Source organism: Saccharospirillum sp. MSK14-1 (genome assembly GCF_003054965.1).
Taxonomy (GTDB): Bacteria; Pseudomonadota; Gammaproteobacteria; order Pseudomonadales; family Natronospirillaceae; genus Saccharospirillum.
The window spans coordinates 1,250,734-1,275,057 of sequence record NZ_MIES01000033.1 but is presented as its reverse complement, the minus strand read 5'-3'; the positions used below and the strand labels follow the sequence as shown (position 1 = coordinate 1,275,057).

Below are 24,324 nucleotides of genomic sequence, written 5' to 3'. Positions count from 1 at the left end.
ATGACACCAGAACAGATTGGCCAAGCCTACGATGGCATCACTCACCTTTGGCAAGGTGACGATTTTAATCGGGACAACGGCATGGCGGAGCACCGTCGCGCTCTGGGTTTTGTCGACAGCCGAGGTTCGGCGCTGGACGTGGGGTGTGGCTGTACAGGGCGGTTTATCGATTGGTTGCAACATGAAGGCTTTACGCCGGAAGGCGTCGATGTCTCAGCCAGGATGATCGAACTGGCGCAGCAACGGCACCCTCAGGTGACGTTTTATCATCAGGATATTTGTCAGTGGCCATTGCCAAAGCACTACCACTTTATCACCGCGTGGGACAGCATCTGGCACATTCCCTTATCTGAGCAGAAGCCCGTGCTCACGAAATTGGTAAAGGCTTTGGCACCCGGCGGTGTACTGATCTTTAGCTGTGGCGCTACCGACGAAGCGGGGGAGCACACCGACGACTTTATGGGGCCGGAAGTGTTGTATTCGTCGTTGGGAGTGAATGGTTTCTGGCAGTTATTCAGTCAGTTACCGTGCCGGATACGTCATTTCGAAGTTGGCCAGCACCCGCAACTGCATTCTTATTTTATCGTCCAGAAAACTTAAACCGAGACTTCGTGCATGGTGTTGAAGTCACCCTCATCGAACGCATCCAGATTCGCCAGCGTTACATCGGCAATGGCGGCGAGTGCTTCTTGGGTGAAAAATGCTTGATGGCCAGTGACCAATACGTTGCGGAACGTCAGTAAGCGGGCAAAGGTGTCGTCGCGCAGAATCGCATCAGAATTGTCTTCGAAAAAAAGATCGGCCTCTTCTTCGTAAACGTCTAACCCCAGATAACCCACTTGGCCGGATTTTAACGCGTCAATAACATCCTTGGTTTCAATCAGTGCGCCCCGGCTGGTGTTGATGATCATCACACCTTCTTTCATCTGCGCCAGCGTATCGGCGTTAATGAGATGGCGGGTGGCAGGCATCAATGGACAGTGCAGTGAAATAACATCGCTTTCGGACCACAGCTGTTCCAAGGGCACATACACCGCGCCGGCTTTCTCCACGTCTGGATTGACGTAAGGGTCGCTGCAGATCACCCGGCAACCAAAACCGCTCATGATGCGCACAAACGCCGCACCGATCTTACCGGTACCAATAACGCCAACGGTCTTGTTATGAAGATCAAAACCGAGCAGGCCGTGCAGTGAATAATCGTTTTCACGCACGCGGTTAAAAGCGCGGTGGGTGTTGCGATTTAACCCGAGAATGAGCGCAACAGCGTGTTCAGCAACAGCGTAGGGTGAATACTCCGGCACGCGAGCGACGCGAATGCCCAGTTTTTGTGCCGTGACTAAATCGACGTTGTTGAACCCGGCGCAACGCAGCGCAATCAGCTTTACGCCCTGACGGTGCAGTTCGTTCAGGGTGTCGGCGTCAACAGTGTCATTGACGAAGCAGCACACCGCCTGATGTCCCTGGCTAAGGGCGGCGGTCTGAGGCGTCAGATGAGCTTCAAGGAAGCTGAATGTGTGCCGGCCATGGTTGGCGGCCTCCAGCGAGTGCTGGTCATAGGCTTTACTGCTGAATACGGCGACTTTCATAGCGGCTCCCGTGCCAAGCTGTTCAAGTCTTACTGTTCAAGTGTCGCTGAACCAGCCGGCTTTCATGGATCAGTTAAAGCGGACGCGCTCGCCATCGAGGGTCAGTCCGGTGACACGGAATTCTTCACGTATTTTACCGTCTTCTTCCCGGGTAAAGCGCAAGGGAACAAAGCCCAGTTCGGGTGCGATCCAGATGCGTTTGCGTTCTTTACGACGCAAGGGCGCAGTCTGATCGATGATCAAGGTATCGACGGTACCGCCCGCAATGCGCAGACGTTCTTCGCCGACCACCCGGAAGGCGAAATCGTCCACTTCGTCTTCGCGAAATACGTCGAATTCCATTTCGCGTTCACCCGCTTTCAGGCGTTGTTGTAACACCAGTTGGTAACCCAGAGCGTCATAAACGCTGTTGCCAATTGATTCATTGACGTCTTCGCCGTCGGCTTCACCGACCACGCGTTGTGCCAAGTGATCGAACGTCAGATTCTGGCGTTCGCGCGACCACAGAACCTTAGTATCGGCGGTGTAACGCAAAGGGCGAATGTCGCCGTCAACTTCAGTGACCCAGCTGTCTTCGCGCAGATGAATGCCCCGTGTTTCAGCGTGCAATTGGTAATGCCATTCACCCGCATCGTTTTGCCGCAGACGCAAGCGGCCTTCGGCACTGATATCAACCAGGCCATAACGGGTGACTTCCATTTCGGCTTCAAATGGGACCAGAGGTTCTGCCAAAGTGACGAGTGGCAGGGCGAGCATGACGGTGAGACTGAATCGTTTAAGTTGCTTCATGATTGGCAGTATCCAGTAGACGACCGGTCTTGGGAAGGGGGGTGCCGTCGAGAATTGCCTGATTGTTGACCAAGGTCAAACGTCCCTCGGCAAACCATCGAACAACGCTCGGATAAAGTCGATGTTCTTGAGCCAGTACACGTTTGGCAAGTTCGCTGGCGGTATCATTCTCTTTTATCGGCACGCTGGCTTGAGCGATGGGCGGGCCGCCATCGAGCTCGGCGGTCACAAAGTGAACCGTGGCGCCTGCGTCCGTATCGCCAGCGTCGATAGCGCGCTGATGGGTGTGCAGCCCTGGGTATTTGGGCAGCAAAGAGGGGTGGATGTTGAGCATCCGTCCCTGATAGCGCGCGACAAAACCGGCAGTGAGAATGCGCATAAAACCGGCCAGCGCGATTAAGTCTGGCTGATGGTGATCAATGCGTTCGGCCAACGCCGCGTCAAAGTGTTCGCGATCGGCAAACTGGCGATGATCAATCACTTCCGTTGCGATGCCCGCTTGTTGAGCGCGCTTTAAACCAAAAGCGTCGGCTTTGTTGGAGATGACGGCCACAACCTCTGCGGGAATGTCGCCGTTGTGACAGCCGTCCAACAGTGTCTGGAGGTTACTGCCGCCACCACTGATTAATACAACCAGTCGGGTCACGCCAGCGGACCGTCCAGAATAACTGCTTCATCGCGACGGCTTTCGATCTGACCAATGACCAGCGGTTTTTCCCCGGCGGCATGCAAAATGTCCAGCGCGTTATCGGTTTGCGCCGCTGCGACGACCAGCACGAGGCCGATGCCGCAGTTAAAGGTTCGCGCCATTTCGCGATTGCTGATGTTGCCCGCTTCCTGCAGCCAGTCGAACACAGCCGGACGTTGCCAGCGGTTAGTGTCGAGACGAATGGCCAGCGAGTCTGGCAGCACGCGTGGCAGGTTTTCATAGAAACCGCCACCGGTGATGTGGGAAATGGCGCCAACCTGATGTTGAGCCAGCAGTTGCAGTACCGGTTTGACATAAATGCGCGTCGGGGCCATCAGAGCGTCGGCCAGCGTTTGCTCTCCCAGGCTTTGTTGCAAGTCGGCACCGGACACTTCCAGAACCTTGCGAATCAGTGAGTAGCCATTGGAATGTGGGCCGGATGAAGGCAGGCCGATGACGGTATCACCGGCGCGGACACTGGTGCCGTCGATCAGGTTGTCTTCTTCGGCAACGCCGACACAGAAGCCGGCCAGATCGTAGTCTTCGCCGTGATACATCCCGGGCATTTCTGCCGTTTCACCACCCACCAACGCGCAGTTGGCCTGGCGACAACCTTCGCCAATGCCTTCAACAACCTTGGCAGCAATGTCGACTGACAGCTTTCCAGTGGCGTAGTAATCGAGGAAAAACAAGGGTTCGGCGCCACAGACAATCAGGTCGTTAACGCACATGGCGACTAGGTCGATGCCAATTTGATCGTGTCGATTCAGGTCCATCGCCAGGCGCAGTTTGGTGCCCACACCGTCGGTACCGGAGACCAGTACCGGTTTACGATAGTGACTGGGAATACGCGTCAGTGCGCCAAAGCCGCCCAGGCCACCGATAACTTCGGGGCGACGGGTGGATTTCACCGTGTCTTTAATGCGATCAACCAAGGCGTTACCGGCGTCGATATCAACACCAGCGTCTTTGTAACTGAGGGATTTGGGCGCGTCCGTCATTGAGGGCTCCGTCGGCGGGCGGTGGCTAGGCGCGCGGATTGTAGCAGGCCCGGCGCTGGGAAACAGCTTGACCATACGGTCAAATCTTTGGCAGCGCTAATAACGACGTCGCGGCAGCCGCAGCCACGGTTCTTTTCAGCTCCTATACGCAAGATGAGCGCCGCTCAGTGCCTGATTTTCTGCTCGTCCTCTGTCACAATGGCCGCCTTTATGGCCTTGAGAAGACGATGATGTCTGTGCGAATTCTGGTAGCTCTAATGCTGGCTAGCTTGATGGCGCCAGCCTGGTCCGCCCGAACTCTGGATTTGTATTCCGAACAAGCCGTACTGGCTCAAAATGCCGGTCAGGACGATCAGGATGAAGCCGTTGCCGACGCACTGAGCCGCGTTTTGATCCGGGCGACGGGCAATGACAGCGTCATCGAGCTTGAACCCATGGCTGCGGCCATGGAATCTCCGAATCGTTTTCTGTCGACCTTTCGTTTTGAGCGCAGTGAGGTCACCTTAACCAATGTCCTTGGTGAATCAGTACCGACTAAACTGATGGTCATGCAGTTCGACCGCGGTGCGGTTGAGCAATTGCTCATCGAGAACAGCCTGCCGGTTTGGGGCAGCAAGCGTCCGGTAACCTTGGTGTGGCTGGCAGACCGGCTCGACGGCGGCGACCATATTCTGGCCGACAGTGAGCACGGATCGTCCGCTCAACGATTGAAAGACTATTCACGCGAGCGCGGTATTCCGCTGACGCTGCCCATCATGGATCTTGACGACACCCTGAACGTCGATTTCACCGATGTGTACGGCCTCTTTGTCGATAACCTGGATTCCGCCTCCGAGCGCTATCAACCCGATGCGGTTCTCATTGGTCGTCTCACACGTCAGGGCAATGAGTATCAAGCCAACTTTGTTTACCGCTTGCAGGACGAACGCCGTCGGTATCAGGTCAGTGCCAGCAGTCGTTCCCGACTGATGGAGGCGCTGGTTGATCAAATGTCGATGCGCCTCGCCAACCAGTATGCGGTGGTGCTCGATCCGACGTTAGCTGGTCAGCTGTCGCTGCGTGTCAGTGCCGTCGACAACCTGGCCACTCTGGCTGAGGTTGAGCGCTATCTGCAGTCCCAGAATCTAATCACCCGAGTGACATTGCGGCAGGTTGAGCCAGAGGCCGTGCGCTTTGATCTGGAAATCAGTGGCAGCGAAAGTCAGTTGCGCGATATTTTTGCGTTGGATGAGCGGTTGTCACTGAGCGACGATGTCTCACTGGAAAGCCGCGACAACACCGAATTGCTGTATCAGTGGGTGGCCAGCGCTAACACTTTCTAAGATTTTGACCGGTCAATGTTTGGAGTTTGGATAGCCGCAATGTCAACGCCTACGTGGAATCCCATCGATCGCTTAACAGCTGTCACTGTTTTGGTGGCGCTGGTGGTCTTGGCGGTCTTGGCTGCACCGGTCGCAACGCCATTGTTGGCCGGATTGTTAATCGCTCAGGCACAGCGCGCCCAGCGTTTGGATCTTCCTGCTGCTGTGTTGGTTGGCTGGGCTTGGGCGGGCTTAGCCGTGTTACTGCTGTTGGCCGCCGGACTGTGGGGCTGGCCGCTGTTGCTTGAGCACAGTGCTCGCTTCGATGCGCTGTTGGTCGCTGTTGATCTGGCTTGGCTCGAATGGTTGCTGGGCCGGTCTGCGGGTGTGAGTGTGTCGCTCCTTACCTGGCTGTTGCTCTTTCCGGCGGGTTTCATGCTTGCGTGGCTGGGTTCCACGTCATTGTCTGGATGCTTGGCCCGGCATCATTCCTCTGGCCCGTCGGTTTACCGTCAGTGGGCGCTGAACGTGCAGCGCATTGTGTTGATGTTGGTGCTGCAATTAGGGGGGCGTTTATTGCTCTTTAGCCTGGTGTTTTGGGGGTTGGGCATCGAGGCGTGGTGGCTGCTGGCCGTCTTGCTTACGGCAGCTGCGATATTGCCGACATTACCCTTGGTGCTTGCCATGGCGGTGGTTTGGTTATCGGAGGCATCACCACAGATGTTTGGATTGCTGACCGCTGTTGCCGTTATTGAGGCAGGCCTCTTTAGTCTGGCTCAACGCGGGCCGCGTTGGGCGCGCCATAAAGCCTTATTTTTGCTGCTCGTTGGCAGTGTCCTGATCGTTAGTGTGGCTGCTTTGGGCAGTGTTGGCGTCGTGCTGGCAGTCATGCTTTTGGCGGCCGCGACCGTGGGCGTTGAACAACAAGCCGCGTCTTTCTCTTCAGCAACAGCGCTGACGGAAGCGGATGATCCAGTCGGCGCCATTGATGAAAGCATGCGCCAGGAGGACAGTTGATGACGCTGGGACAATTACCCCTGGGCGTGACCTTTCGCGAACACGCCGTCTTCGATGATTTTCTGCCCGGTGACAACGCCCAAACGCTGGGTGCCTTGCGTCATGCCTTGGCGCGTTTGGACGACACGCTGATGTATTTGTGGGGCGCGCCCGGGTCGGGCCTCAGTCATCTGCTGCAAGCCAGCGTGCATGAACTGCAAGGGCAGGGACTGACGGTGATCTACCTGCCCATCGCCGATTGTCTGGAATACGGCCTGCAGACATTGGAGGGGCTGGATGAGATGGATGTGGTTGCGCTGGATGACATTGATCTGATTGTCGGTCAACCGGAGTGGCAAGAAGCCATCTTTCATCTGTTTAACCGACTGCGTGACAGTGGCAAGCTGTTGCTGGTCACCAGTCACACCAGTCCGTTGCAACAATCGATTGAATTGCCGGACTTACGGTCGCGACTCAGTTGGGGGCTGACGTTCCAGGTGCAGCCGCTCAGTGATGAGCAGAAGCTCGATTGGTTGGTTTGGAAAGCCCGGCGCCGGGGGCTGACACTCGAAGAGGATGTGGCCGCGTTTTTGATTAACCGCGTCGCCCGTTCTATGGCGACGCTGGTTGAGGCTTTCGAGCAACTCGATGAGCGCTCTCTGGCTGAGCAGCGCCGCCTGACCATCCCGTTTATCAAAGACGTGCTCAGCCTGTAGCGACTGTTTGTTTAGCCTTCAGCGCGGCCGTCGGCATCTTCGTCGTCCAGCTCGCCATCATCGGCGGGCTGAACCAGCATCTCCGGTTCAATGTCTTCAGCGCTGATGCCATGAATGCGCGCGTACAGATGCACAAAGGTACGGGCGACGTCTTCAGCGTGAATCGCTGTTAAGTCTTCGGTTTCCATAATGAATCGGCGCTGATCTTCCACATCCAGCGGATCGAATTCTTCGAAGGCAACCGATGCCGGCACCACTTCAACACTCATTTCCCGACCGTAAGCATCGTGCATCAGGTCCAGGCAGTACTGGGCCATGGCCGGATCCTCGCAGTAAACCTCACCCTGTTCGAAGTCATTAGCCCACTCTTTCAAAACATCGAGGACGGTTTCGCCGCGCTCGCGCAGATCTTCCAACGGTGGTGCACCGGCCGCGAGCTGGCCGCTGTCCCAATCGATGAGCCAGTCGTCTTCAGGTTGCAGCAAAACAGCCTTGTACTGGCCGCTGGGTAGCGTCCAGGCAACGGCATAGGGGTACCCCTGTTCTTCGTCGGTGACTTCGAAGGCAAGAAAACTGGGCAATTGCATGGCAGTCCGGCATGGTCAAAATGGGCGCGCATTATAGCTGTCTGTCTCGGCATCCGCGACAGCTGCGGGGTCCGGTCGCTATAATGCCGCCCCTTTTAAGCAGTCACTTCAACCACAGCGGAGACAGCATGAGCGGCGAGCCGATTGAGCGTGATTTTTATCAACGAGACCCCGAAGAACAGCAGGCTTTTCTGGAAAATACCTGGTGTAACGATTGTCAGGCTCTGGATTTAGGGATGGTCGAACCGCGAGAGTACGAACTGAACGGCCGCGTCTACATTGAAGGCCAATGTGCGACCTGCGGAGCCACAGTACGTACAGAATTGGCGGACGAGGACGAGGATGTCTGAACTGACCATCCTCTATGAAGATGAGTATTTGCTGGCCGTCGATAAACCGGCCGGACTGCTGATGCACCCAAGTTGGCTGGATAAAGCCGAAACCGACACCCTGGCAGGCCGTGTGAAGCGCCATTGGCAAGGCGCTAAAGTTCATACCATTCATCGGCTCGATCGTCCAACCTCGGGTGTGGTGTTGATTGCCCGCAGCGATGACGTGGCCCGGCAGTTAGCCGACGCCTTTCGTGAACGCCGTGTCAGCAAAACCTACTGGGCCATTGCACGAGGCTTTACCGATTCCGCCATTGATTGCGACACCCCCTTAAAAGAAGAGCTGGACGCCATTGCTGACCGTCAAGCCAGGGCCGATAAAGGCGCTCAGCCGGCGCGGACTCATTTTCGCCGGTTAGGCATCAGTGCCTTGGATACGCCGGTCAGTCGCTATCCTCACGCGCGATTCAGTTTGTTGGAATGTCGCCCAGATACCGGGCGCAAACATCAGATTCGCCGCCATCTGAAGCATCTGCGTCACCCCATTCTGGGGGATACCCGTTACGGCGACCGCCATCAAAATCGATGGGCCAAAGCGCATTTACCCTACGAGAGTCTTATGTTGCGAGCCATGCAGCTGGGCTTCGAACATCCAGTTTCGGGTGTTTATACCGTTATCTCTGCTGGATTGTCACCGCAATGGCAGGCGGCAATCAACTGTTTTGGTTGGTTTGGGCGAGGCGCGACGGCGGCCGGTTGGACTCAGGAGCGTTCGGTTGCGATGGATTCGGATCAGCGCGGAACGGAGCATTTATGAAGCGCGATCGATCGAATGCCAGCAAACCACTGAACCAACTGGACTTGGGGTTTATCGCTCGTTCGCTCTGGCCATATCTGTGGGCGTGGCGCGGTCGGGTATTGGTTGCACTGATCTTTCTTGTCGCGGCCAAAGGCGTCACCGTTGCCATGCCTTGGGCACTTAAGCATATCGTCGATGGTCTGGATAACGACAGCGCTCAGATGCTGGCCATACCGGTCGCGTTTTTGCTGGCCTATGGCTTTTTCCGGTTTACCTCGGTGGCTTTTGGTGAATTGCGCGATGCGGTGTTTTCCCGCGTTACGGAACGCGCTATGCGTCAGGCATCGCTGGAAGTGTTCGAGCATTTGCACAAGCTGGAATTGGATTTTCATTTATCACGCCAGACGGGCGGCCTCAGTCGTGATATCGAACGTGGCACTAACGGCGTGCATTTTCTGCTGCGGTTTCTGGTCTTCAATATCGTACCGACGTTGCTGGAGCTGGCTCTGGTCGCGGGCATATTAATTCTGAATTTTGATGTCTGGTTTGCCCTGATCACACTGTTTTCGGTGTTGATCTACGTTGGCTTTACCATTGCCACGACCGAGTGGCGCAACCGTTATGTGCGTGAAGCGAACACGCTGGACAGCCAGGCGAATACACGCGCCATCGACTCACTGCTCAACTACGAAACCGTGAAGTATTTCGGCAATGAAGCGTGGGAAGCGCAACACTATGATCGCAATTTGGCTGATTGGGAAAACGCTCGACTGAAAAATCGCATGTCGTTGTTGATGCTAAACACCGGCCAGGCTTTGATCGTTTCCGCCGCCCTGACCTGGATGATGTGGCTAGCAGCCGGTGACGTGGTTGCCGGAGAAATCACCCTGGGGGACTTGGTGATGGTTAATGCCTACGTCATACAGCTGTTTATTCCGCTGAATTTTCTCGGATTCGTTTATCGCGAAATTCGCCGCGCTCTGACCGATATTGAAAATCTATTCGGTCTGTTGAAGCGGCCGTTGCGCATTCGCGATGCCAGCGATGCCAAAGCCCTGGACGTACAACAGGGCACGATCGAATTCGATGCGGTGACCTTTGGTTATCACCCGGAGCGCGTCATTTTACAAGGCTTGAATTTGCGTATCGAAGCGGGTCAGAAAGTTGCTTTGGTCGGTGGCAGTGGTGCGGGTAAATCGACTATTGGCCGTCTGCTGTTTCGTTTCTATGACCCGCAATCCGGTGAAGTTCGCATTGATGGTCAGCCGATATCTGCCGTCACTCAGGCCAGTCTGCGGGCTGCCATTGGTGTAGTGCCGCAGGACACTGTGCTGTTCAACGACACGCTCTTAAATAACGTTCGCTACGGACGACCCGACGCCAGCGATGACGACGTTTGGCGCGCCATCCGCATGGCGCATTTGGATGACTTTATCGCTCATCTGCCCGATGGCGCCGATACTCGCGTCGGCGAGCGAGGATTGAAGGTTTCTGGCGGCGAAAAACAACGCATTGCCATTGCCCGGGTATTGCTGAAAAACCCGCCCATTCTGTTGTTTGATGAAGCGACGTCGGCGCTCGACTCGCACGCTGAGCAAGCCATTTTGAGCGCCATGAATGAGGTATCACGCAACCGTACGTCCATTGTCATCGCACATCGACTGTCGACCGTTATCGATGCTGATCGCATCGTTGTTTTGCGAGATGGTCAGGTGGTCGAGCAGGGTTCGCATCAGCAGTTGCTGGCACAGCAAGGCGTCTATGCAGATCTGTGGCGAACCCAGTTGCGTCAGGGTGAGAGTGTTACTAATCCAAATGAATCTTCAGCGCGTCCAGATTAAACAGATGCCGCCTTAGTTCGCTCTTTTATCCGCGTTGAGCATGCTTTCACGATAAGCCGTCGGTGTACTCCCAACTAATCGAGAGAACTCGCGATGAAAGTTGGATTTTGTTTGAAAGCCAGATTCCAGGAAAATTTCGGTAATCGGCCATTGTGTCGTGGTTAGCAATTGCTTGGCGTGTTCAATTCGAAAGCGATTAACCCACTGCGATATATTTTGCTGGTGAACACGATTTACGGCTGTTGAAATCAGGCGGCTGGGAATGCCCGATTTTCGCGCCAGTCGAGCAAGCGTTAATTGATGTTCCAGATGCAGGCGATGGTCCATCAAGGTGCGCTCTACCTGCTTCATGATGATCTCAGCGTTGGCGTCATCCATCGCCGTTTCGTTTTTTGCCGAAAGCGGGATGTCTCCGGCGTCAGTGGTAATGCCACCCATTGTCTCTGTGTGCAGACTCAACCAGACCACCGCGAAGGCGAGTACAGGAATAAAGGCGGCATGCGCGAAGGTTAAAATCATCAAGGCATGCACCCCTTCCCAGGCTATAAAGTCCAGCGATATGGCGCCGTCGATCAGCGCTGAGAATAACAACATGCTGCCCGCTACTCGTATTGCCAGCCGAGCTTGTCGCCAAGCACTGAGCGGTACATTTTCCGGTGGATTTGCACGATGGGTTGACGTTCGCCACAAGGCCAGACCGTAACTGAGATATAACACCGTTAGCATGATATCCAACGGTGGCGACCACCAGCGGCCAGTCAGGCTGCTCAAGGCGATCAGAACGGGTGCCACGCTATGCCATAGCAGCTGTGATTGACGTCCCTGCGCATGCACAACCATCAACCAGGCCAGAATCGGTAACGAGGTGGCCATAATGGGTTGCAGCACGCGCAGTAGGGGCCAGTCCAATTGCCACCGTAAGCCGACAATGGCCGTAGTGGCCGCACCGGCGAGCATAAAGTACGCCCCCCAAGAGGAGCGCGGCGCTTGTCGTAGCAACAAACTGATGGCCATGACAATTTGCAACAGGGATACAACAAAGGGCAACGGAATTGACAACATGAACAAACTCTTGGTGTAACCGCAGGATGTAGTCTGGACTAAATCAGGATGTGGTACGTCCTAAATCGGGTAATAGAACGCCTGACAAGCGAATGTCTGACAGTCTAAAGCGATCTTTATTGCGCCAGAAGGATTCGTCTATGTCGAGTTATGTACATGTCATACGTCAGGGTTTTAATTTTAAAGGCCTGTGTGATCGAGGCCAGTTTTGGGCCTTTATGGCCGTGCACTGCCTGATCAGCCTGCTGCTGTTGATGTTAGAGCTGAAAACTCCGATTCGAGCCTGGTTGGAGATCGCTTACAGACTGTTTATCTGTATACCGTTTATGGCCGCCGTCGTGCGTCGTTTACGCGATACCGGTTGGGCGCTGCACTGGCTGTTCATTGTGTTAGTGCCCCTTGGCATGGTCTTTTTAGTGGCACTGCTGACGTTGCCCAGCGGCGAAGGTTCTGTCGAGGAGGCTGACCATGTTGCTTAATCGTTGCGTTTTTCTCTGGTGGTTGGCTGTTTGGTTGTTCTGTTTGTTCGAACCAGGTAACCAGGCTTTTGCAGAATCGGGTGATCGTCGGATTCAATCTCCAATAGGTCAATTAGTGATTCACCAGCCCAGAATAGGGGTTTTATTCCAACTAAAAGGCTTGAAAGGCGATGGCTATTACCGCACACGTAACGCCGCTGGTCAGTTATGCGAAGCGGAAGTATCGTTGGTCGCCGGTAGTTTCGCCGGACAATCACTGGGCATTGGTACGGCGGCAGATGTCGTGATTGATGTGTATTCGCTCGCTGTGTCGCAGCATTTACTCCGGGTTGAGGAGGTCGTCAGCGATGATTATTTGGTCGCTTATCAGCCGGGGATCAGCGCCGATATGGTGGTTCGCAGTGGATTAGACGCCAGTGGCGGTTTTATTTTGCAACCCCAACCACGATGGCGATCCTGGTGGCGACTGGAAAGCAAAGGTAACCCATGTGCACAGGTGAACGACTGACTATGGTGTCCGTTCTCCATAAAAAAGCAGCCCGAGGGCTGCTTTTTTAAGATTAAAACGTCGACATGCCCGTTGCTTCCATAAAGCGGTACATCCCATAACGCCAGCGGCTGTGATCGGAGAACTCTGCGTAATCAAGGCTGAAGACGGTGTCGTCCGGGTTGCTCCAGGACCGATCAAAATCGTCGCGCATGGCAATCACTTCCGGATGATCGGAACGCACAGTCAGTAATACGCTGGTTTCCATATTGAGGTTGTGCAGGTTGCGGCGTGTGAAATTGGCAGACCCGGCGATGACCTGGGTTTCCCCGTTAGCGCGATCCAGACGAATCCATTTGCGATGACATTGCTCACCCTCGGTGGCACACCAGCGCACGGTGATGCCTTCTTCATGCAAATCCCAGGCGGCCTGGCGATTGGGAATGCCGTTTTTCTCGCGACCGAAAGCATCACGATTGGGGTCGAGCATGACGCGCAATTCGACCCCACGTTCGTGCGCGCGGATCAGCGCTTTGATCACTGGGCGTGACGCCAAATAAAACATTTCCAGATCAATTCGATCGCCCGCCTCAGATGAATCAATCATCGTCAGCAATCCGGTCTCAATCGCGCCTTCGGTCAGGACCTGAAGTCTGAAATCGGCGTCGTCATTCAGCTCAGACGATGTGGGTGCCTCGGGCCAGAACTCTGCAGCGTCATAACCGGACATTAACGCCGCGGCCCGTTCGGTCTGCAAAAGGTCCAGAGCAGCCGGGCCGGTGAAGGTGACGGCGTTGTTGTCGTGACGGCTGCTGGCATCGTGCGGGTTCATTGAAGTCACCAGCGCATGCCATTCGCTGCCGTTGTTCACCACCAGCGTTTTGCGGTGGTTGGCGCGGAAGTTCAGCAAATGCAGATACGAACGCAATGTGACCTTCCCAGGGCCGACCGGGTTGGGCAGCCAGCCGCCTCGGGTGCTGTTGCCAAGGAACCGACAGCAGACAGTCCACAAGGTTGTCCAGGTGCGGTTGGAGGCGGGCAATTTGGCCAGGTTGGTGATCACCACGTCCACGCCTGCCGCTTCCAGGCGATCAAAGTAGGGCGATTCCATGCCGCCGTAGATGGTATTGAATGGGTCGGTGATCAGCACCACCGGCATGTCTGGGTGACGTTCTTTGGCGCGAATTAAGGCCGCAGTCAATTCATCCGATAATGGGCGGAACGCCGTGTCACCGGCGAAATCGTTGTACAGAAACATATCCAGCACCACCAGGGTTTCGGCGCTGTCGATCATGGCCAGAATCTCATCCATGACTTCCTGGTTGATCACTTCATCACCATCGCCTTCGCGATACGTCTGGTCGTAAAAGAAATCAACATCATCCGCCGCCCGGACCGGGCCAGTTGCGGATAGCCCTTTGGGCATGGAACTGCAGGCGGTTAATAAGAGGCTGCACAATGCAGCCAGACAGATGGAACGATACAAAGCGACGGTGGAGTGTGACATGCAGGTTTCCGACGATGCTAAACCGGCGAGATTGCCCAATGCGGGCGGTCATTGCAATGTTATGACGGCGTCCTTGCCGATGCCAAAAGTCACAAGGTATCACCGACTTCCGTCAGTGCTTGATCCAGGATGCGCAGCAGGGTGTCGATGTCGTCATCGGTGGCCGTCAGCGCCGGGCTGAAATTCAGGGTGTTGTTAAAACCCGTCAGGCTGCGATTGGTGCGGCCAATAAGCAGGCCCAGTTGTTTGCAGCGGCCGACGATGGCCATGGGCACGGTTTCTGGGACCGGCAGTTTGGTGTCGCGGTCGAGCACCAGTTCCAGGCCAGCAAAGAGCCCTTTGCCGCGGACATCGCCGATCAGCGGATGTTTCTGCGCCAGACGCTTCAGGCCAGCCAGCAACCGTTCACCCTGGCGCGCGCTGTTGTCAACCAGCGCCTCACGTTCGATGATCTCCAGATTAGCCAGAGCGGCCGCCTGAGACGATAAGCAACCGCCAAAGGTGGATATATCGCGGAAGTAACCGAGGTCATCGTTCGGGCCTTCCTGCAACAGCTGATAAAGGCGTTCGGTGGTCACGGTGCAGGAAATGGCGGCGTAACCGGAGGCGACGCCCTTGGCCATGGTGACAATGTCCGGCGTGATGTCGTAATGCTGGTAACCAAACCAGGCACCGGTGCGGCCAAGACCACAGACCACTTCATCGATGATCAGCAGCACCTTGTACTGGTCACAAATCTCGCGAACGCGTTTGAGGTAACCCGCCGGTGGCGGAATAACGCCGCCGCCGGCGGTGATCGGTTCAATGATCACAGCGCCCACGGTGTCGGGGCCTTCTCGCACGATCACTGCTTCCATGGCAGCCGCAGCACGCTCACCATAGTCATCCTGCTCACCAAACTGGTTGCGGTATTCACAACAGTGCGGGAACTCGACAAAACCGGGGACAAAGGGTCCGAAGTGATCGCGACGTTCACTCTGGCCGGTGGCACTTAAGGCGGCGATGGTGGTGCCGTGATAGTCGCGATCGCGGTAGAGAATTTTGTGCTTTTTGCCGCCATGATGTTTGTGCGCTATCTGGCGCACCATCTTGAACGCTTTTTCGTTCGCTTCCGAACCCGAACTGGAATAATACACCCGGCTCATACCCGGCATTTTGCTGATCAGTTTTTCAGCAAAAGCCGCGGCCGGTTTACTGGCCATGGAACCGGCAAAGTAATTCAGCTCGGTCAGTTGTCGGTAGACCGCTTCCGCAATTTCAGTCCGGCCATAACCCACATTGGTGACCCAGACGCCACCGGCGGAGGCGTCCAGATATTCATTGCCCTCGCTGTCCCACAGGCGCAACCCTTCGCCGCGCACGAACATAGGCAAGCCAGCGGCCGCTGACTGGCCCGGGGTCAGGTGATGCCAGACGTGAGTTTTGTCCCAGTCTTTTAAGGCGTCAACGTCGTGCTCAACATGAGTCATGGCGGCTCCTTGGATTCGCGCAGTGGGGTCAATCGTGTCGATGGACCGAGAAGGGGGACCAGGCCTGTGAAACGGGCATGATCTCCAGCTGGTTAATGTTCAAATGCGCTGGCAAATTGGCGATCCAGAAAACCGTGTCGGCAATGTCGTCCGGTTGGATTGGATCGGCGCCCTGGTACAGCTTGTCGTGCGCGTCCTGATTGCCACCAGTGCGCACCAGCGTGAATTCACTTTCGGCCATGCCCGGCGCTAAGTTAGTAACGCGCACACCGGTGCCGCTTAAATCGCAACGCAACGCATAGGAAAATTGCTCGACGAACGCTTTGGTGCCGCAATAAACATTGCCGCCAGGGTAAGGCCAGTGACCGGCAATGGAACCGATGTTGATGATGCTGGCGCCTTTGCCCTGATCGATTAGGGTTGGCAGCAAAGCGTGGGTCATGCGCGCCAGGCCACTGATGTTGGTGTCGATCATTTGTTGCCATTGTTCCGTGTCGCTGACCTGAGCCGGGTCTGTACCTAACGCCAGGCCAGCGTTATTGACCAGAACCGAAACGGCTTTGAACTCTTCAGGCAGATTGGCTGCGACGTTTTTAACCGCCTCGGCATCGGTCACATCCAACGCGAGCGTCAGCACTGAACAGTGCTTGGACAGCTCGGCTTTCAGTTCGTCCAGACGTTGCTGACGACGACCGGTTAACACCAGTGACCAACCCGCCTGGGCAAAACGCTCGGCCGTGGCGCGGCCAAAACCTGAGGTGGCACCGGTAATGAAAGCGATGGGCATTGCAAACTCCTTAAATCAAAATCCAACGGAAGGGCTGCTAAGGCTATCAAAAAACAGCGTCCGTACTTCGCGAAATAACAACCAACCGGCCATGAAAATCAGCACAGGGGCGACCACGGTGCGATACGATAACGGCGGAAAACGGTTGAATAACCCGTGACCAAGCGCCGCCCCCAGCAGTGCCAGCGGGCATAGCGAAACAGCTCGCCAAGCGGTGTCAGTGCTGATCAGACCGACGCTCAGATAACCCAGCAGGGCGGCGGAGCTGGCACAGATAAAAAATACGATGGCGGTGGCTCTTGCGGTCTGAGGACTCAGTCGGCTGTGCATTAAATAGATCATCAGCGGAGGGCCACCAGCCGATGACAGGCTCATCGCCAGGCCGGAAGCGCCACCCGCCGGAATGGCCAGGCGTAAGTCACGGCGTCGGTCGGCATCGGTGCCGAGAGCATGACCCTTTTGCGGTTGCCGCAGCGTGGCCAACGCGCCAGCAAAACACAGGCTTGCAACGACGAGCCGGGCTGCGGTTGTTGGTAGCATGCCCATTAACGCGACCCCCGCGATGGATGCCAGACCCATGGCAGGCAACAGGCGCTTTAACACAGCACCATCGGCTTTTCGCCAGGCGTGGCCGATTAAACCGAGCGCGCCAAGAAGGTCGAGCAACAACACGGTGGTCACGACTTCGACCGGGGGTAACAGCCACAGCAGTCCCAACGCCATGGTCATGGCGAAGCCAAAGCCGGTGTAGCCGCGCAACGTGCCGGCGACTAAGGCCACTGCGCCACTGATCAACCAGGCAGACGAAAACGGCATTCGATGGTGCTCCACAGACGATTCATGTGGCGACTATAGAACCACCCGGATGAGAACGTTTAGGGCCAGTTTTGGGGTGTGGATGTGACATCGGTGTTGTCTTAGCTGAGGTTCTGCATCACCGAAGCCAGCTGCTCGATGCCGGGTACGATTTTCTGTCGTTCAATGGCATTGAAACCCAGGCGCATAAAATGGCGCGGCGGTGCCGGGTCGTTGAAGTGTTGAAAGCCGGGTTCGATCAGTACGCCTTGCTGAGCGGCGCGCCAGGCCAGCTGCTGGGTGTCCGTTGCGCCTGGCAATTGCAGCCAGAAAGCGCTGGCGCGAGCAGAGCTGGTGCACTGTGCTTGAGGCAATAAGCGGTCGATGGCGTTGCGTAAGGTATCGCGGCGGGCATCGGTGTCCTGAACGTAACTGCGCAAATGCGTTTCGTAGTAACCCTGGGCAATAAACTGCGCCATCTGGTGTTGTAAGTTTGCCGGTGGATGACGGTACATCAGCCGGCGCAACGCCCGCAGTTCGTCGATCAACTCACTGTCCGCCACGATGTATCCCATGCGCAAACCCGGCGATAACACCTTGGAAAAACTGCCCAGATAAATCACCCGGCTGCTCGCCTGGCTGGCTTTTAACGCAGGTAATGCCTGGCTGTCGTTGTGCAGTTCTGCGTCGTAATCGTCTTCAATAATGATCTGGTCGCTGTTCACGGCTTGCACCAGCAGAGCATCGCGTCGGGCCTGGCTCATGGCGATACCGGTGGGCACCTGATGGCTGGGCATGACGTAAAAATAATCGCACTGGGCGGAGCGGTCGTTGAGTTGAATGCCATCCACATCGACCTGATGGCGCACCAGAGTGCTACCAAAAAAACGGAACACATTGACGGCTTCGCGATAACCCGGGTCTTCCAGACCAATGTGAGTGTCATCATTGATCAGCAGTTGGGCTAACAGATAGAGCGCATTTTGTGAGCCCAGCGTGATCAGAATTTCCTCCGGCCGTGCCAGGATGCCTCGGCGTGGCAACAGACGTTTGCGCACCTGTTCAATCAACACCGGATCGTCCTGATCAATACGATCGCGCAACCAGTTGCGGTCACGATCTCCCGCCAGTCTGCGTCGAGTAATGTCGCGCCAGGCATTGATTGGAAAGTCGTCGGTACCCGGCTGACCATAAATAAAGGGGTAGGGGTAGTCGGTCCAGTTGCTGGGTTTCAGAATGCCTTGAAATTGCCCAGGGTGGCGCGCCAGCCGTTTGCTCCACGATGGTGCGTCGATAGGACTTTGTGCCGATGGGACTGCCTGTTTCAGTGCCCGTTCGGACACCGATGGCGACGGCACCGCATCATCATGGTGATAGTCGCGGTGCAGGAAATAACCACTGCGTGGCCGGCTGATCAGGTAACCATCATCGACCAGTTTCTCATACACAATGGCCACGGTATTACGTGAAATACCCAGTTGTTCAGACAGTTTTCGGCAGCTGGGCAGTGCCGCATCGGTCGGCAAACTGCCAACACGAATGGCTTCGAGTAACCCTTCACGCAGGCGCTCTTGCAAACCGCCTTCGCTGCGATTGTGCAATGCCAGGCTGAGCGTGGTCATGGTCGGCATCCTCTTTGCTCTACTGTCGTATCGGTACTGTGCGCGGCATAAAGACTTCGCATGCGGGCACGCAACGCTGAAATCAGCACAAAACATGCCACGGCGTCTGTCACACGACGGAGACTCAACTGGCTCTAAGCAGGCCATAGAAAACGGCCTAGGGTGCCAAGAGCTGCTGTTCATCAGTGGTTCATGAGCGAAAAACGACATCGATACGCGCCACCTTTGAAAAAAATGCAAACACCAACGTGCATGCAAACGAGAGTCTGGAGAAACCCTATGAAGCACTATCTGACGTCGGCGATGAGCCGCGGCGCCTGTTCCCTGATCGCCGGTCTCGGTCTCATCGCAGCGGTTCACGCCGCCGATCTCGATGAGATCAAAGAGCGCGGTTACATGGTCGTGGCCACTGAAGACAACTACGCGCCTTTTAATTTTATGAATGGCAGTGAGCCTGATGGCTTTATGAAGTACATGATTGAAGAGTTGGAAGCCTATTCCGATGACTTCGAGATTCGTCAGGAAATTCTACCCTGGACGGGTCTGCTGGCCGCGGTTTCTAACGGTCAGTACGACGCGGCGATCACCGGGGCGTCTATTTCAGACGAGCGTATGCGCGTCTTTAATTACGCACCACCGTTTGCATCTGCCCAGCATTTCTACATCAAACGTGCCGATGATGACCGCTTGAATTCGGTGGCCGATCTGGATGGTATGACGGTTGGTGTACAGGCTGGCTCTGTGTTGCTGTCACGATTGCCTGAACTGGAAGCCATGCTGGAAGAAAGCGGCGGTGAGCTGGGTGACGTGGTGCAGTACGAAGCCTATCCGGAAATTTATGCCGACCTCGCCAATGGCCGTCTGGACTATGTGATTAACTCGGCCGTTCCGGTGAATGATTTGATCGCCGAACGCGGTGATATTTTTGCTGCCGGTCAAGCCGTTTCCGGCCCGGGTTTTGTCGGTTGGCCGGTGCCAAAAAACAGCCCTGAGCTGCTCGCTTTTCTGACCGATTTTATGAACGAGATGAAAGCCAGCGGTCGTCTGGCTGAACTGCAGGAAGAATGGTTCGGCGAAGCCTTCCCCGACCTGCCCGAAGTACCGATTACCACCGTGGAAGAATTCCACGACTTGGCGGGCATGTAAGACGGTGTCCGATAACCAGGGAAGAACCAGCGGGCCGGGATGCCCGCATTTCCTAACCCGGCCTGTTTAAGAGGACGACCATGGATTCGACGGCTTGGAGCATGTTGCTCAACGGCGCCTGGGTCACGCTTTGGATCTCCGGCGTATCCATTGCTCTAGGGGTTTCCCTGGGCTTAATCATTGCCTTAATTCGCTCGGCAAAAATTCCTTTTGTTCACCAAGTACTGGGTTTGTACATCAGCATCGCCCGTGCCACACCCTTGGTGACACTGGTGTTATTCATTTTTCTGTCAGCGCCAACGTTAGGCATCAATATGGACCGCTCCATAGCGGGTATTCTGGCGTTGACACTGAATACAACCGCTTTCAATGCTGAAATCTGGCGTTCCGCGTTTAATAATTTTTCCAACGATCAGCGCGAAGCGGCACTGGCCGTTGGCATGACCCCCGGCGTTTATTTCCGACGCATTATGTTGCCGCAAATTGTGATTACCAGTTTGCCCAGCCTGGTGAATGAAATGTCTTTTCTGATCAAGGGCAGCCCGGCCATAGCGGTCATCGGTATCGTCGATTTGACGCGCGTAACCAACCGAATTTCCGCCGTCACCTACGAACCCTTACCCCCCATATTAGCCGCCGGCGCGCTGTATATGGTGATCATTGCCGCTCTGGTTTGGTTCCAGCGAGTGGCGGAATGCAAAGCCAACCGACTGGCCATGTGACGGAGGATAAGCGATGACAGATTGGCAGATTCTCTGGGCTGAGCGCGGTGTTTTTGTTGATGGTTTTTTGAACACCTTGCAGTTGTTTGGCCTGGGTACGGTACTGGGTTTTTTACTAGGCTGTTTGATTGTTTTTGGTTTGGAAGGCGCTAAAGCACCACTGCGTATTGCGTTGCGTATTTTTATCGATGCCATGCGGCTGTTGCCATTTTTGGTATTGGCCTATTTGTTCTATTACGGTTTACCGTCTCTGGGTATTCGGCTCAGCTCCTGGGAGGCAGGCGTCAGCGCTTTGGTGTTGTATCACGGCGCATACTTCGCCGAAATACTGCGCGGCGCGCGGGTCACCTTGCCTCCCGGTCAAGTTGAAGCGGCGGTCGCTCAAGGTTTTTCGATGCCGAGGATGTTTCTGAGACTGATCTTGCCGCAACTGGTGCTGAAGTCGCGTGGGGTGATCGGCAATCAATTGATCATCCTACTGAAAGATACCGCCTTTCTGGTCATCATCACCGTGCGCGAATTGACCGCGGCCGCCAACGGTTTGTCTGGCACTTACTTCATTCCGATGCAGGCGTTTATTGTCGTGATCGGTTTCTACTGGATTATCAGCATCGCCCTGGAACAAGCTGTCAATTGGATGGGACGCAGTGGTGCCAAGCGAGGATTTAAAAATGCCTGAACTGCCCGAAGTCAGTATTCAGAAATTGTCGAAACAGTTCGATGGCGTGGAAGTGCTGCGTGACGTCAGCCTCGAGGTTCAACGCGGTGAAGTGGTCAGTATTCTGGGTTCTTCGGGTTCGGGGAAATCGACCTTACTGCGCTGTGTGAATTGGCTGGAACAGCCCGACGGTGGAGAAATCCGCATTGCGGGTGACCGTATCGGCGTTAAAGCGGATGGCAAAGCGATGAATAATCGTGATCTTGCCAAAGTGCGTTCACAACTGGGCATGGTGTTTCAAAGCTTCAATCTCTGGCCGCATTTGAACGTACTGCACAACGTCACTGAAGCGCTGATTCATGTAAAAGGCATGAAGAAAGCAGAAGCCGAAACCCTGGCTGACGAATTACTGGCCAAGGTTGGCATGGCGGAAAAACGCAGCAATTATCCGTACACGCTGTCGGGTGGGCAAAAACAACGCGTCGCCATCGCTCGGGCGCTTGCGATGCAGCCACGAGTGATGTTGTTTGACGAACCGACGTCAGCGTTGGATCCGGAACTAGTGGGTGAGGTGCTGGCGGTCATTCGCGACCTGTCGCAGGAAGGCTACACCATGATCATCGTGACTCACGAAATGGAATTCGCCCGCAACGTGTCTGACCAGGTGGTGTTTTTAGAAAAGGGTAAGATTATCGAGAAATCCGCGCCGGAAGAATTTTTTGTTCATCCGAAAACGGAGCGGGTGCGGCAGTTTTTGGAACTGGATGAAAAGGTTTGAACGGTTAAAGGTTTGTGCACTGGGCAGAGTCTGCAACGCGACAAAGCCCAGTGCGGCTGATTAAGAACCGGTTGATTCTTTTGGCAGGTCGGTACTGACTAAATCCACCACTCTGTCGCGCGACACCCAGCCCTTAAATTCTCCTTCATCCGAGGTCACCGCCAGCGGTACATTCTCCCGAATCATTTGCGGCAACAGGCTTTCCAGGTCGGCTGATTCCGGGACGCAGACGACGTTTTTAACCAGCGAGCCAATTTCGCCATTGGCCTGTTGCAAGTCGTTGAGGGTGACAATGCCGACCAGGGATTTCCCTTCCAGTACCGTCGCATAATCGAAACCTTGATCCACCATCCATTGGCGTGCTTTTTCAACGCTGGTGCGGGTGGTGAGCGTGGCTAGTGGCATGGCCATGACATGATGGGCGGTGAGTACCTTGCCGCGGTTTACATCGCGGACAAAGGCGGCAACATAATCGGTGCTGGGGTTGAGCAGAATATCCTGCGGGTCGCCTTGTTGCACCAGGGCGCCGTCTTTGAGGATGGCAATGCGGTTACCCAGGCGCAGCGCTTCGTCCAGGTCGTGTGTGATAAAGACGATGGTTTTGTGCAGTCGCTGTTGCAGTTGCATCAGCAGGTCTTGCATCTCTTTTCGGATTAACGGATCGAGTGCGGAGAAGGCTTCGTCCATTAACAAAATATCCGGATCGGTTGCCAGGGCGCGTGCCAGACCGACGCGCTGCTGCATGCCACCGGACAGTTGATGCGGGTACTGGTCGCCAACGCCTTTCAGGCCAACTTGCTCTAACCAATATTGAGCCTTCTCCCGCGCTGCGTTTTTAGCAACTCCCTGGATGTGCAAACCATAGCCGACATTGTCTAAAACCGTTTTGTGCGGGAAGAGGGCGAAGCGCTGGAAGACCATCGACATTTTATTGCGCCGGCGTTCAATGAGATCGGCCTGTTTCAACGCAATGATTTCTTCGCCATCGATGCGTATGGTCCCGGCCGTTGGATCAATCAGACGGTTAAAATGACGGATCAGTGTCGATTTGCCGCTGCCGGACAACCCCATAATGACGAACAATTCGCCTTCTTCGATGCGCAGATTAATGTCATTTAAGCCCAGGGTATGACCGGTGTCTTCGAGCAACTGCTCTTTACTGGTTCCGGCTTTCACTGAATCCAGATGGCTGCTGGCTTTAGGGCCAAAAATTTTATAGATACCGTCGACTTCAATTTTAGCCATCAGGATTCATCCTTGGCAGCAGGGTATTGCAGGCGTTTGCCATAGCTTTGAGTAACCCGATCGAAAATGACGGCCAGCGCAACGATGGCGAGGCCAGCGAGCAAACCTCGGCCCACTTCCAGGCGATTAATACCCGCCAGCACTTCCTGTCCCAGTCCACGCGCACCGATCATGGAGGCAACGACGACCATGGCCAGGGCCATCATGGTGGTCTGGTTAATGCCCGCCAGAATGTTGGGTAACGCCAGTGGCAATTGCACGCCGAGCAGTTTTTGCCGTCGGGTTGCGCCAAAGGCCGTCGCAGCTTCCATCACCGAATGATCGACAAGACGAATACCGAGGTCGGTCAGGCGAATCAGCGGTGGTACGGCGTAGACAATGGTGGCGATCAGCGCCGGTACCTTGCCCAGACCGAACAGCATGACCACGGGTATCAGATACACGAAGGTTGGCATGGTCTGCATGATGTCCAGAATCGGCAGCATGATTTTACGAAAACGCTCTGACACCGACATCAAAATACCGGTGGGGATGCCAATCAGCACACACATCACCAGCGACACGATCATTAACGCCAGGGTCTGCATGCCTCTGTCCCACTGGCCAATGGCGCCGATGAACAGCAGTAACACACTCACTCCGGCTGTCAGGGTCCAGCGACGGCTGCCGTACCAGGTAATGACGGCAATGATGGCGACGACCAGCCACCAGGGCGTGTTACGCAGCAATTGTTCGACGAAGACCAGGAACTTGAGCAAGGGCATGCTGAGCCGCTCCAGGTCATCGGCGTAGTTAATGACCAGTTGATCGACAAAGGTGTCGATGCTCTGGCGCAGGGCGCGAGCGTCGAGAATTTCTGGAAAGGCCAAGAGTGAGTCCTCTTGCTGGAGCGGATCGGACGGCAACCGGACGGATGCCGTCGTTCAGAGTA

The 24,324-nt window shown here is 55.4% G+C and carries 26 protein-coding genes; 13 read left to right on the top strand and 13 right to left on the bottom strand.

Going from position 1 to position 24,324, the window contains the following annotated elements:
• Window positions 1-600 carry a trans-aconitate 2-methyltransferase gene (locus BGP77_RS14945; RefSeq protein ID WP_108165506.1) on the top strand — a complete coding sequence of 200 codons (600 nt, stop codon included), beginning with the start codon at window positions 1-3 and terminating at the stop codon, window positions 598-600.
• Here BGP77_RS14945 and BGP77_RS14940 read toward each other — a convergent pair.
• From BGP77_RS14940 to purM, 4 genes are all read right to left on the bottom strand, one after another.
• Window positions 597-1,589, bottom strand: a complete 993-nt coding sequence (locus BGP77_RS14940) for a 2-hydroxyacid dehydrogenase (protein ID WP_108165505.1) — start codon at window positions 1,587-1,589, stop codon at window positions 597-599. The genes BGP77_RS14945 and BGP77_RS14940 overlap by 4 nt on opposite strands.
• A gap of 69 nt (window positions 1,590-1,658) precedes the next feature.
• Window positions 1,659-2,378 carry a DUF3108 domain-containing protein gene (locus BGP77_RS14935; protein WP_108165504.1) on the bottom strand — a complete coding sequence of 240 codons (720 nt, stop codon included), beginning with the start codon at window positions 2,376-2,378 and terminating at the stop codon, window positions 1,659-1,661.
• Entirely contained in the window at window positions 2,365-3,024 is a 660-nt protein-coding gene (gene purN / locus BGP77_RS14930) for a phosphoribosylglycinamide formyltransferase (RefSeq protein WP_108165503.1), read from the bottom strand. The genes BGP77_RS14935 and purN overlap by 14 nt, the downstream gene beginning before the upstream one ends.
• Window positions 3,021-4,067, bottom strand: coding sequence for a phosphoribosylformylglycinamidine cyclo-ligase (gene purM / locus BGP77_RS14925; RefSeq protein ID WP_108165502.1), 1,047 nt, complete (start codon window positions 4,065-4,067; stop codon window positions 3,021-3,023). The genes purN and purM overlap by 4 nt, the downstream gene beginning before the upstream one ends.
• A 227-nt stretch (window positions 4,068-4,294) precedes the next feature.
• Here purM and BGP77_RS14920 point away from each other — a divergent pair, with 227 nt between their 5' ends.
• The 3 genes from BGP77_RS14920 to hda are packed head-to-tail and all read left to right on the top strand — an operon-like array spanning window position 4,295 to window position 7,080.
• Complete coding sequence (locus BGP77_RS14920; protein WP_108165501.1) at window positions 4,295-5,389, top strand: DUF2066 domain-containing protein; 1,095 nt, start codon at window positions 4,295-4,297, stop codon at window positions 5,387-5,389.
• A 39-nt stretch (window positions 5,390-5,428) separates the two neighbouring features.
• A complete protein-coding gene (locus BGP77_RS14915; RefSeq protein WP_108165500.1) occupies window positions 5,429-6,385 on the top strand; it encodes a hypothetical protein in 957 nt (318 codons plus the stop codon).
• Window positions 6,385-7,080, top strand: coding sequence for a DnaA regulatory inactivator Hda (gene hda, locus BGP77_RS14910; protein WP_108165499.1), 696 nt, complete (start codon window positions 6,385-6,387; stop codon window positions 7,078-7,080). Before BGP77_RS14915 ends, hda begins: the two co-directional genes overlap by 1 nt.
• 11 nt (window positions 7,081-7,091) lie before the next feature.
• Here hda and BGP77_RS14905 read toward each other — a convergent pair whose 3' ends face one another.
• A complete protein-coding gene (locus tag BGP77_RS14905; RefSeq protein WP_108165498.1) occupies window positions 7,092-7,667 on the bottom strand; it encodes a hypothetical protein in 576 nt (191 codons plus the stop codon).
• 83 nt (window positions 7,668-7,750) lie between these two features.
• Between BGP77_RS14905 and BGP77_RS14900 the strand changes: the two genes are divergently transcribed.
• Genes BGP77_RS14900 through BGP77_RS14890 form a run of 3 tightly spaced genes read left to right on the top strand, consistent with a single transcriptional unit; the run spans window position 7,751 to window position 10,636 of the window.
• Complete coding sequence (locus BGP77_RS14900; protein WP_233252370.1) at window positions 7,751-8,017, top strand: hypothetical protein; 267 nt, start codon at window positions 7,751-7,753, stop codon at window positions 8,015-8,017.
• Entirely contained in the window at window positions 8,010-8,813 is an 804-nt protein-coding gene (locus BGP77_RS14895) for a pseudouridine synthase (RefSeq protein ID WP_108165496.1), read from the top strand. The genes BGP77_RS14900 and BGP77_RS14895 overlap by 8 nt, the downstream gene beginning before the upstream one ends.
• On the top strand, window positions 8,810-10,636 hold the full coding sequence (locus BGP77_RS14890; RefSeq protein WP_108165495.1) for an ABC transporter ATP-binding protein/permease: 1,827 nt from the start codon (window positions 8,810-8,812) through the stop codon (window positions 10,634-10,636). The genes BGP77_RS14895 and BGP77_RS14890 overlap by 4 nt, the downstream gene beginning before the upstream one ends.
• Before the next feature lie 12 nt (window positions 10,637-10,648).
• On the opposite strand, the gene BGP77_RS14885 is transcribed toward BGP77_RS14890, so the two are convergent.
• Window positions 10,649-11,698, bottom strand: coding sequence for an AraC family transcriptional regulator (locus BGP77_RS14885; protein WP_108165494.1), 1,050 nt, complete (start codon window positions 11,696-11,698; stop codon window positions 10,649-10,651).
• Between the two features lie 140 nt (window positions 11,699-11,838).
• Between BGP77_RS14885 and BGP77_RS14880 the strand changes: the two genes are divergently transcribed.
• The gene (locus tag BGP77_RS14880; RefSeq protein WP_158269399.1) at window positions 11,839-12,177 is read left to right on the top strand and encodes a DUF805 domain-containing protein; all 339 of its coding nucleotides are present in this window, start codon (window positions 11,839-11,841) and stop codon (window positions 12,175-12,177) included.
• The gene (locus BGP77_RS14875) at window positions 12,167-12,685 is read left to right on the top strand and encodes a hypothetical protein (protein ID WP_108165492.1); all 519 of its coding nucleotides are present in this window, start codon (window positions 12,167-12,169) and stop codon (window positions 12,683-12,685) included. The genes BGP77_RS14880 and BGP77_RS14875 overlap by 11 nt, the downstream gene beginning before the upstream one ends.
• A gap of 52 nt (window positions 12,686-12,737) precedes the next feature.
• Here BGP77_RS14875 and BGP77_RS14870 read toward each other — a convergent pair whose 3' ends face one another.
• From BGP77_RS14870 to BGP77_RS14850, 5 genes are all read right to left on the bottom strand, one after another.
• Window positions 12,738-14,171 (bottom strand): phospholipase D-like domain-containing protein, encoded by a 1,434-nt coding sequence (locus BGP77_RS14870; protein WP_108166001.1) that lies wholly within the window; start codon window positions 14,169-14,171, stop codon window positions 12,738-12,740.
• Between the two features lie 89 nt (window positions 14,172-14,260).
• Window positions 14,261-15,640 carry an aspartate aminotransferase family protein gene (locus BGP77_RS14865; RefSeq protein ID WP_108165491.1) on the bottom strand — a complete coding sequence of 460 codons (1,380 nt, stop codon included), beginning with the start codon at window positions 15,638-15,640 and terminating at the stop codon, window positions 14,261-14,263.
• A gap of 28 nt (window positions 15,641-15,668) precedes the next feature.
• Window positions 15,669-16,427: an SDR family oxidoreductase gene (locus BGP77_RS14860; RefSeq protein ID WP_108165490.1), complete on the bottom strand. Its 759-nt coding sequence runs from the start codon at window positions 16,425-16,427 to the stop codon at window positions 15,669-15,671.
• A 15-nt stretch (window positions 16,428-16,442) separates the two neighbouring features.
• On the bottom strand, window positions 16,443-17,243 hold the full coding sequence (locus BGP77_RS14855) for a sulfite exporter TauE/SafE family protein (protein ID WP_108165489.1): 801 nt from the start codon (window positions 17,241-17,243) through the stop codon (window positions 16,443-16,445).
• Between the two features lie 101 nt (window positions 17,244-17,344).
• Window positions 17,345-18,844: a PLP-dependent aminotransferase family protein gene (locus BGP77_RS14850; RefSeq protein ID WP_108165488.1), complete on the bottom strand. Its 1,500-nt coding sequence runs from the start codon at window positions 18,842-18,844 to the stop codon at window positions 17,345-17,347.
• A gap of 279 nt (window positions 18,845-19,123) precedes the next feature.
• On the opposite strand from BGP77_RS14850, the gene BGP77_RS14845 reads away from it, so the two are divergent.
• From BGP77_RS14845 to BGP77_RS14830, 4 genes are all read left to right on the top strand, one after another.
• Entirely contained in the window at window positions 19,124-19,990 is an 867-nt protein-coding gene (locus BGP77_RS14845; RefSeq protein WP_108165487.1) for a transporter substrate-binding domain-containing protein, read from the top strand.
• Window positions 19,991-20,070: 80 nt separating this feature from the next.
• Window positions 20,071-20,712 carry an amino acid ABC transporter permease gene (locus BGP77_RS14840; RefSeq protein ID WP_108165486.1) on the top strand — a complete coding sequence of 214 codons (642 nt, stop codon included), beginning with the start codon at window positions 20,071-20,073 and terminating at the stop codon, window positions 20,710-20,712.
• 13 nt (window positions 20,713-20,725) lie between these two features.
• On the top strand, window positions 20,726-21,391 hold the full coding sequence (locus BGP77_RS14835) for an amino acid ABC transporter permease (protein WP_108165485.1): 666 nt from the start codon (window positions 20,726-20,728) through the stop codon (window positions 21,389-21,391).
• On the top strand, window positions 21,384-22,148 hold the full coding sequence (locus BGP77_RS14830; protein ID WP_108165484.1) for an amino acid ABC transporter ATP-binding protein: 765 nt from the start codon (window positions 21,384-21,386) through the stop codon (window positions 22,146-22,148). The genes BGP77_RS14835 and BGP77_RS14830 overlap by 8 nt, the downstream gene beginning before the upstream one ends.
• A gap of 60 nt (window positions 22,149-22,208) precedes the next feature.
• Here BGP77_RS14830 and BGP77_RS14825 read toward each other — a convergent pair whose 3' ends face one another.
• Together BGP77_RS14825 and BGP77_RS14820 are read right to left on the bottom strand one after the other, a co-directional pair.
• On the bottom strand, window positions 22,209-23,393 hold the full coding sequence (locus BGP77_RS14825; RefSeq protein ID WP_108165483.1) for a glycine betaine/L-proline ABC transporter ATP-binding protein: 1,185 nt from the start codon (window positions 23,391-23,393) through the stop codon (window positions 22,209-22,211).
• Window positions 23,393-24,262, bottom strand: coding sequence for a proline/glycine betaine ABC transporter permease (locus BGP77_RS14820; protein ID WP_233252369.1), 870 nt, complete (start codon window positions 24,260-24,262; stop codon window positions 23,393-23,395). Before BGP77_RS14820 ends, BGP77_RS14825 begins: the two co-directional genes overlap by 1 nt.
• Window positions 24,263-24,324 lie beyond the last annotated feature (62 nt).

What these genes read in the sequence shown, in the direction of transcription:
- BGP77_RS14945 (WP_108165506.1), top strand. Translation starts at nt 1, where the DNA reads ATGACACCAGAACAGATTGGCCAAGCCTACGATGGCATCACTCACCTT.
- BGP77_RS14940 (WP_108165505.1), bottom strand. Translation starts at nt 1,589, where the DNA reads ATGAAAGTCGCCGTATTCAGCAGTAAAGCCTATGACCAGCACTCGCTG.
- BGP77_RS14935 (WP_108165504.1), bottom strand. Translation starts at nt 2,378, where the DNA reads ATGAAGCAACTTAAACGATTCAGTCTCACCGTCATGCTCGCCCTGCCA.
- purM (WP_108165502.1), bottom strand. Translation starts at nt 4,067, where the DNA reads ATGACGGACGCGCCCAAATCCCTCAGTTACAAAGACGCTGGTGTTGAT.
- BGP77_RS14920 (WP_108165501.1), top strand. Translation starts at nt 4,295, where the DNA reads ATGATGTCTGTGCGAATTCTGGTAGCTCTAATGCTGGCTAGCTTGATG.
- BGP77_RS14915 (WP_108165500.1), top strand. Translation starts at nt 5,429, where the DNA reads ATGTCAACGCCTACGTGGAATCCCATCGATCGCTTAACAGCTGTCACT.
- hda (WP_108165499.1), top strand. Translation starts at nt 6,385, where the DNA reads ATGACGCTGGGACAATTACCCCTGGGCGTGACCTTTCGCGAACACGCC.
- BGP77_RS14905 (WP_108165498.1), bottom strand. Translation starts at nt 7,667, where the DNA reads ATGCAATTGCCCAGTTTTCTTGCCTTCGAAGTCACCGACGAAGAACAG.
- BGP77_RS14900 (WP_233252370.1), top strand. Translation starts at nt 7,751, where the DNA reads ATGCCGCCCCTTTTAAGCAGTCACTTCAACCACAGCGGAGACAGCATG.
- BGP77_RS14895 (WP_108165496.1), top strand. Translation starts at nt 8,010, where the DNA reads ATGTCTGAACTGACCATCCTCTATGAAGATGAGTATTTGCTGGCCGTC.
- BGP77_RS14890 (WP_108165495.1), top strand. Translation starts at nt 8,810, where the DNA reads ATGAAGCGCGATCGATCGAATGCCAGCAAACCACTGAACCAACTGGAC.
- BGP77_RS14885 (WP_108165494.1), bottom strand. Translation starts at nt 11,698, where the DNA reads ATGTTGTCAATTCCGTTGCCCTTTGTTGTATCCCTGTTGCAAATTGTC.
- BGP77_RS14880 (WP_158269399.1), top strand. Translation starts at nt 11,839, where the DNA reads ATGTCGAGTTATGTACATGTCATACGTCAGGGTTTTAATTTTAAAGGC.
- BGP77_RS14875 (WP_108165492.1), top strand. Translation starts at nt 12,167, where the DNA reads ATGTTGCTTAATCGTTGCGTTTTTCTCTGGTGGTTGGCTGTTTGGTTG.
- BGP77_RS14870 (WP_108166001.1), bottom strand. Translation starts at nt 14,171, where the DNA reads ATGTCACACTCCACCGTCGCTTTGTATCGTTCCATCTGTCTGGCTGCA.
- BGP77_RS14865 (WP_108165491.1), bottom strand. Translation starts at nt 15,640, where the DNA reads ATGACTCATGTTGAGCACGACGTTGACGCCTTAAAAGACTGGGACAAA.
- BGP77_RS14860 (WP_108165490.1), bottom strand. Translation starts at nt 16,427, where the DNA reads ATGCCCATCGCTTTCATTACCGGTGCCACCTCAGGTTTTGGCCGCGCC.
- BGP77_RS14855 (WP_108165489.1), bottom strand. Translation starts at nt 17,243, where the DNA reads ATGCCGTTTTCGTCTGCCTGGTTGATCAGTGGCGCAGTGGCCTTAGTC.
- BGP77_RS14850 (WP_108165488.1), bottom strand. Translation starts at nt 18,844, where the DNA reads ATGACCACGCTCAGCCTGGCATTGCACAATCGCAGCGAAGGCGGTTTG.
- BGP77_RS14845 (WP_108165487.1), top strand. Translation starts at nt 19,124, where the DNA reads ATGAAGCACTATCTGACGTCGGCGATGAGCCGCGGCGCCTGTTCCCTG.
- BGP77_RS14840 (WP_108165486.1), top strand. Translation starts at nt 20,071, where the DNA reads ATGGATTCGACGGCTTGGAGCATGTTGCTCAACGGCGCCTGGGTCACG.
- BGP77_RS14835 (WP_108165485.1), top strand. Translation starts at nt 20,726, where the DNA reads ATGACAGATTGGCAGATTCTCTGGGCTGAGCGCGGTGTTTTTGTTGAT.
- BGP77_RS14830 (WP_108165484.1), top strand. Translation starts at nt 21,384, where the DNA reads ATGCCTGAACTGCCCGAAGTCAGTATTCAGAAATTGTCGAAACAGTTC.
- BGP77_RS14825 (WP_108165483.1), bottom strand. Translation starts at nt 23,393, where the DNA reads ATGGCTAAAATTGAAGTCGACGGTATCTATAAAATTTTTGGCCCTAAA.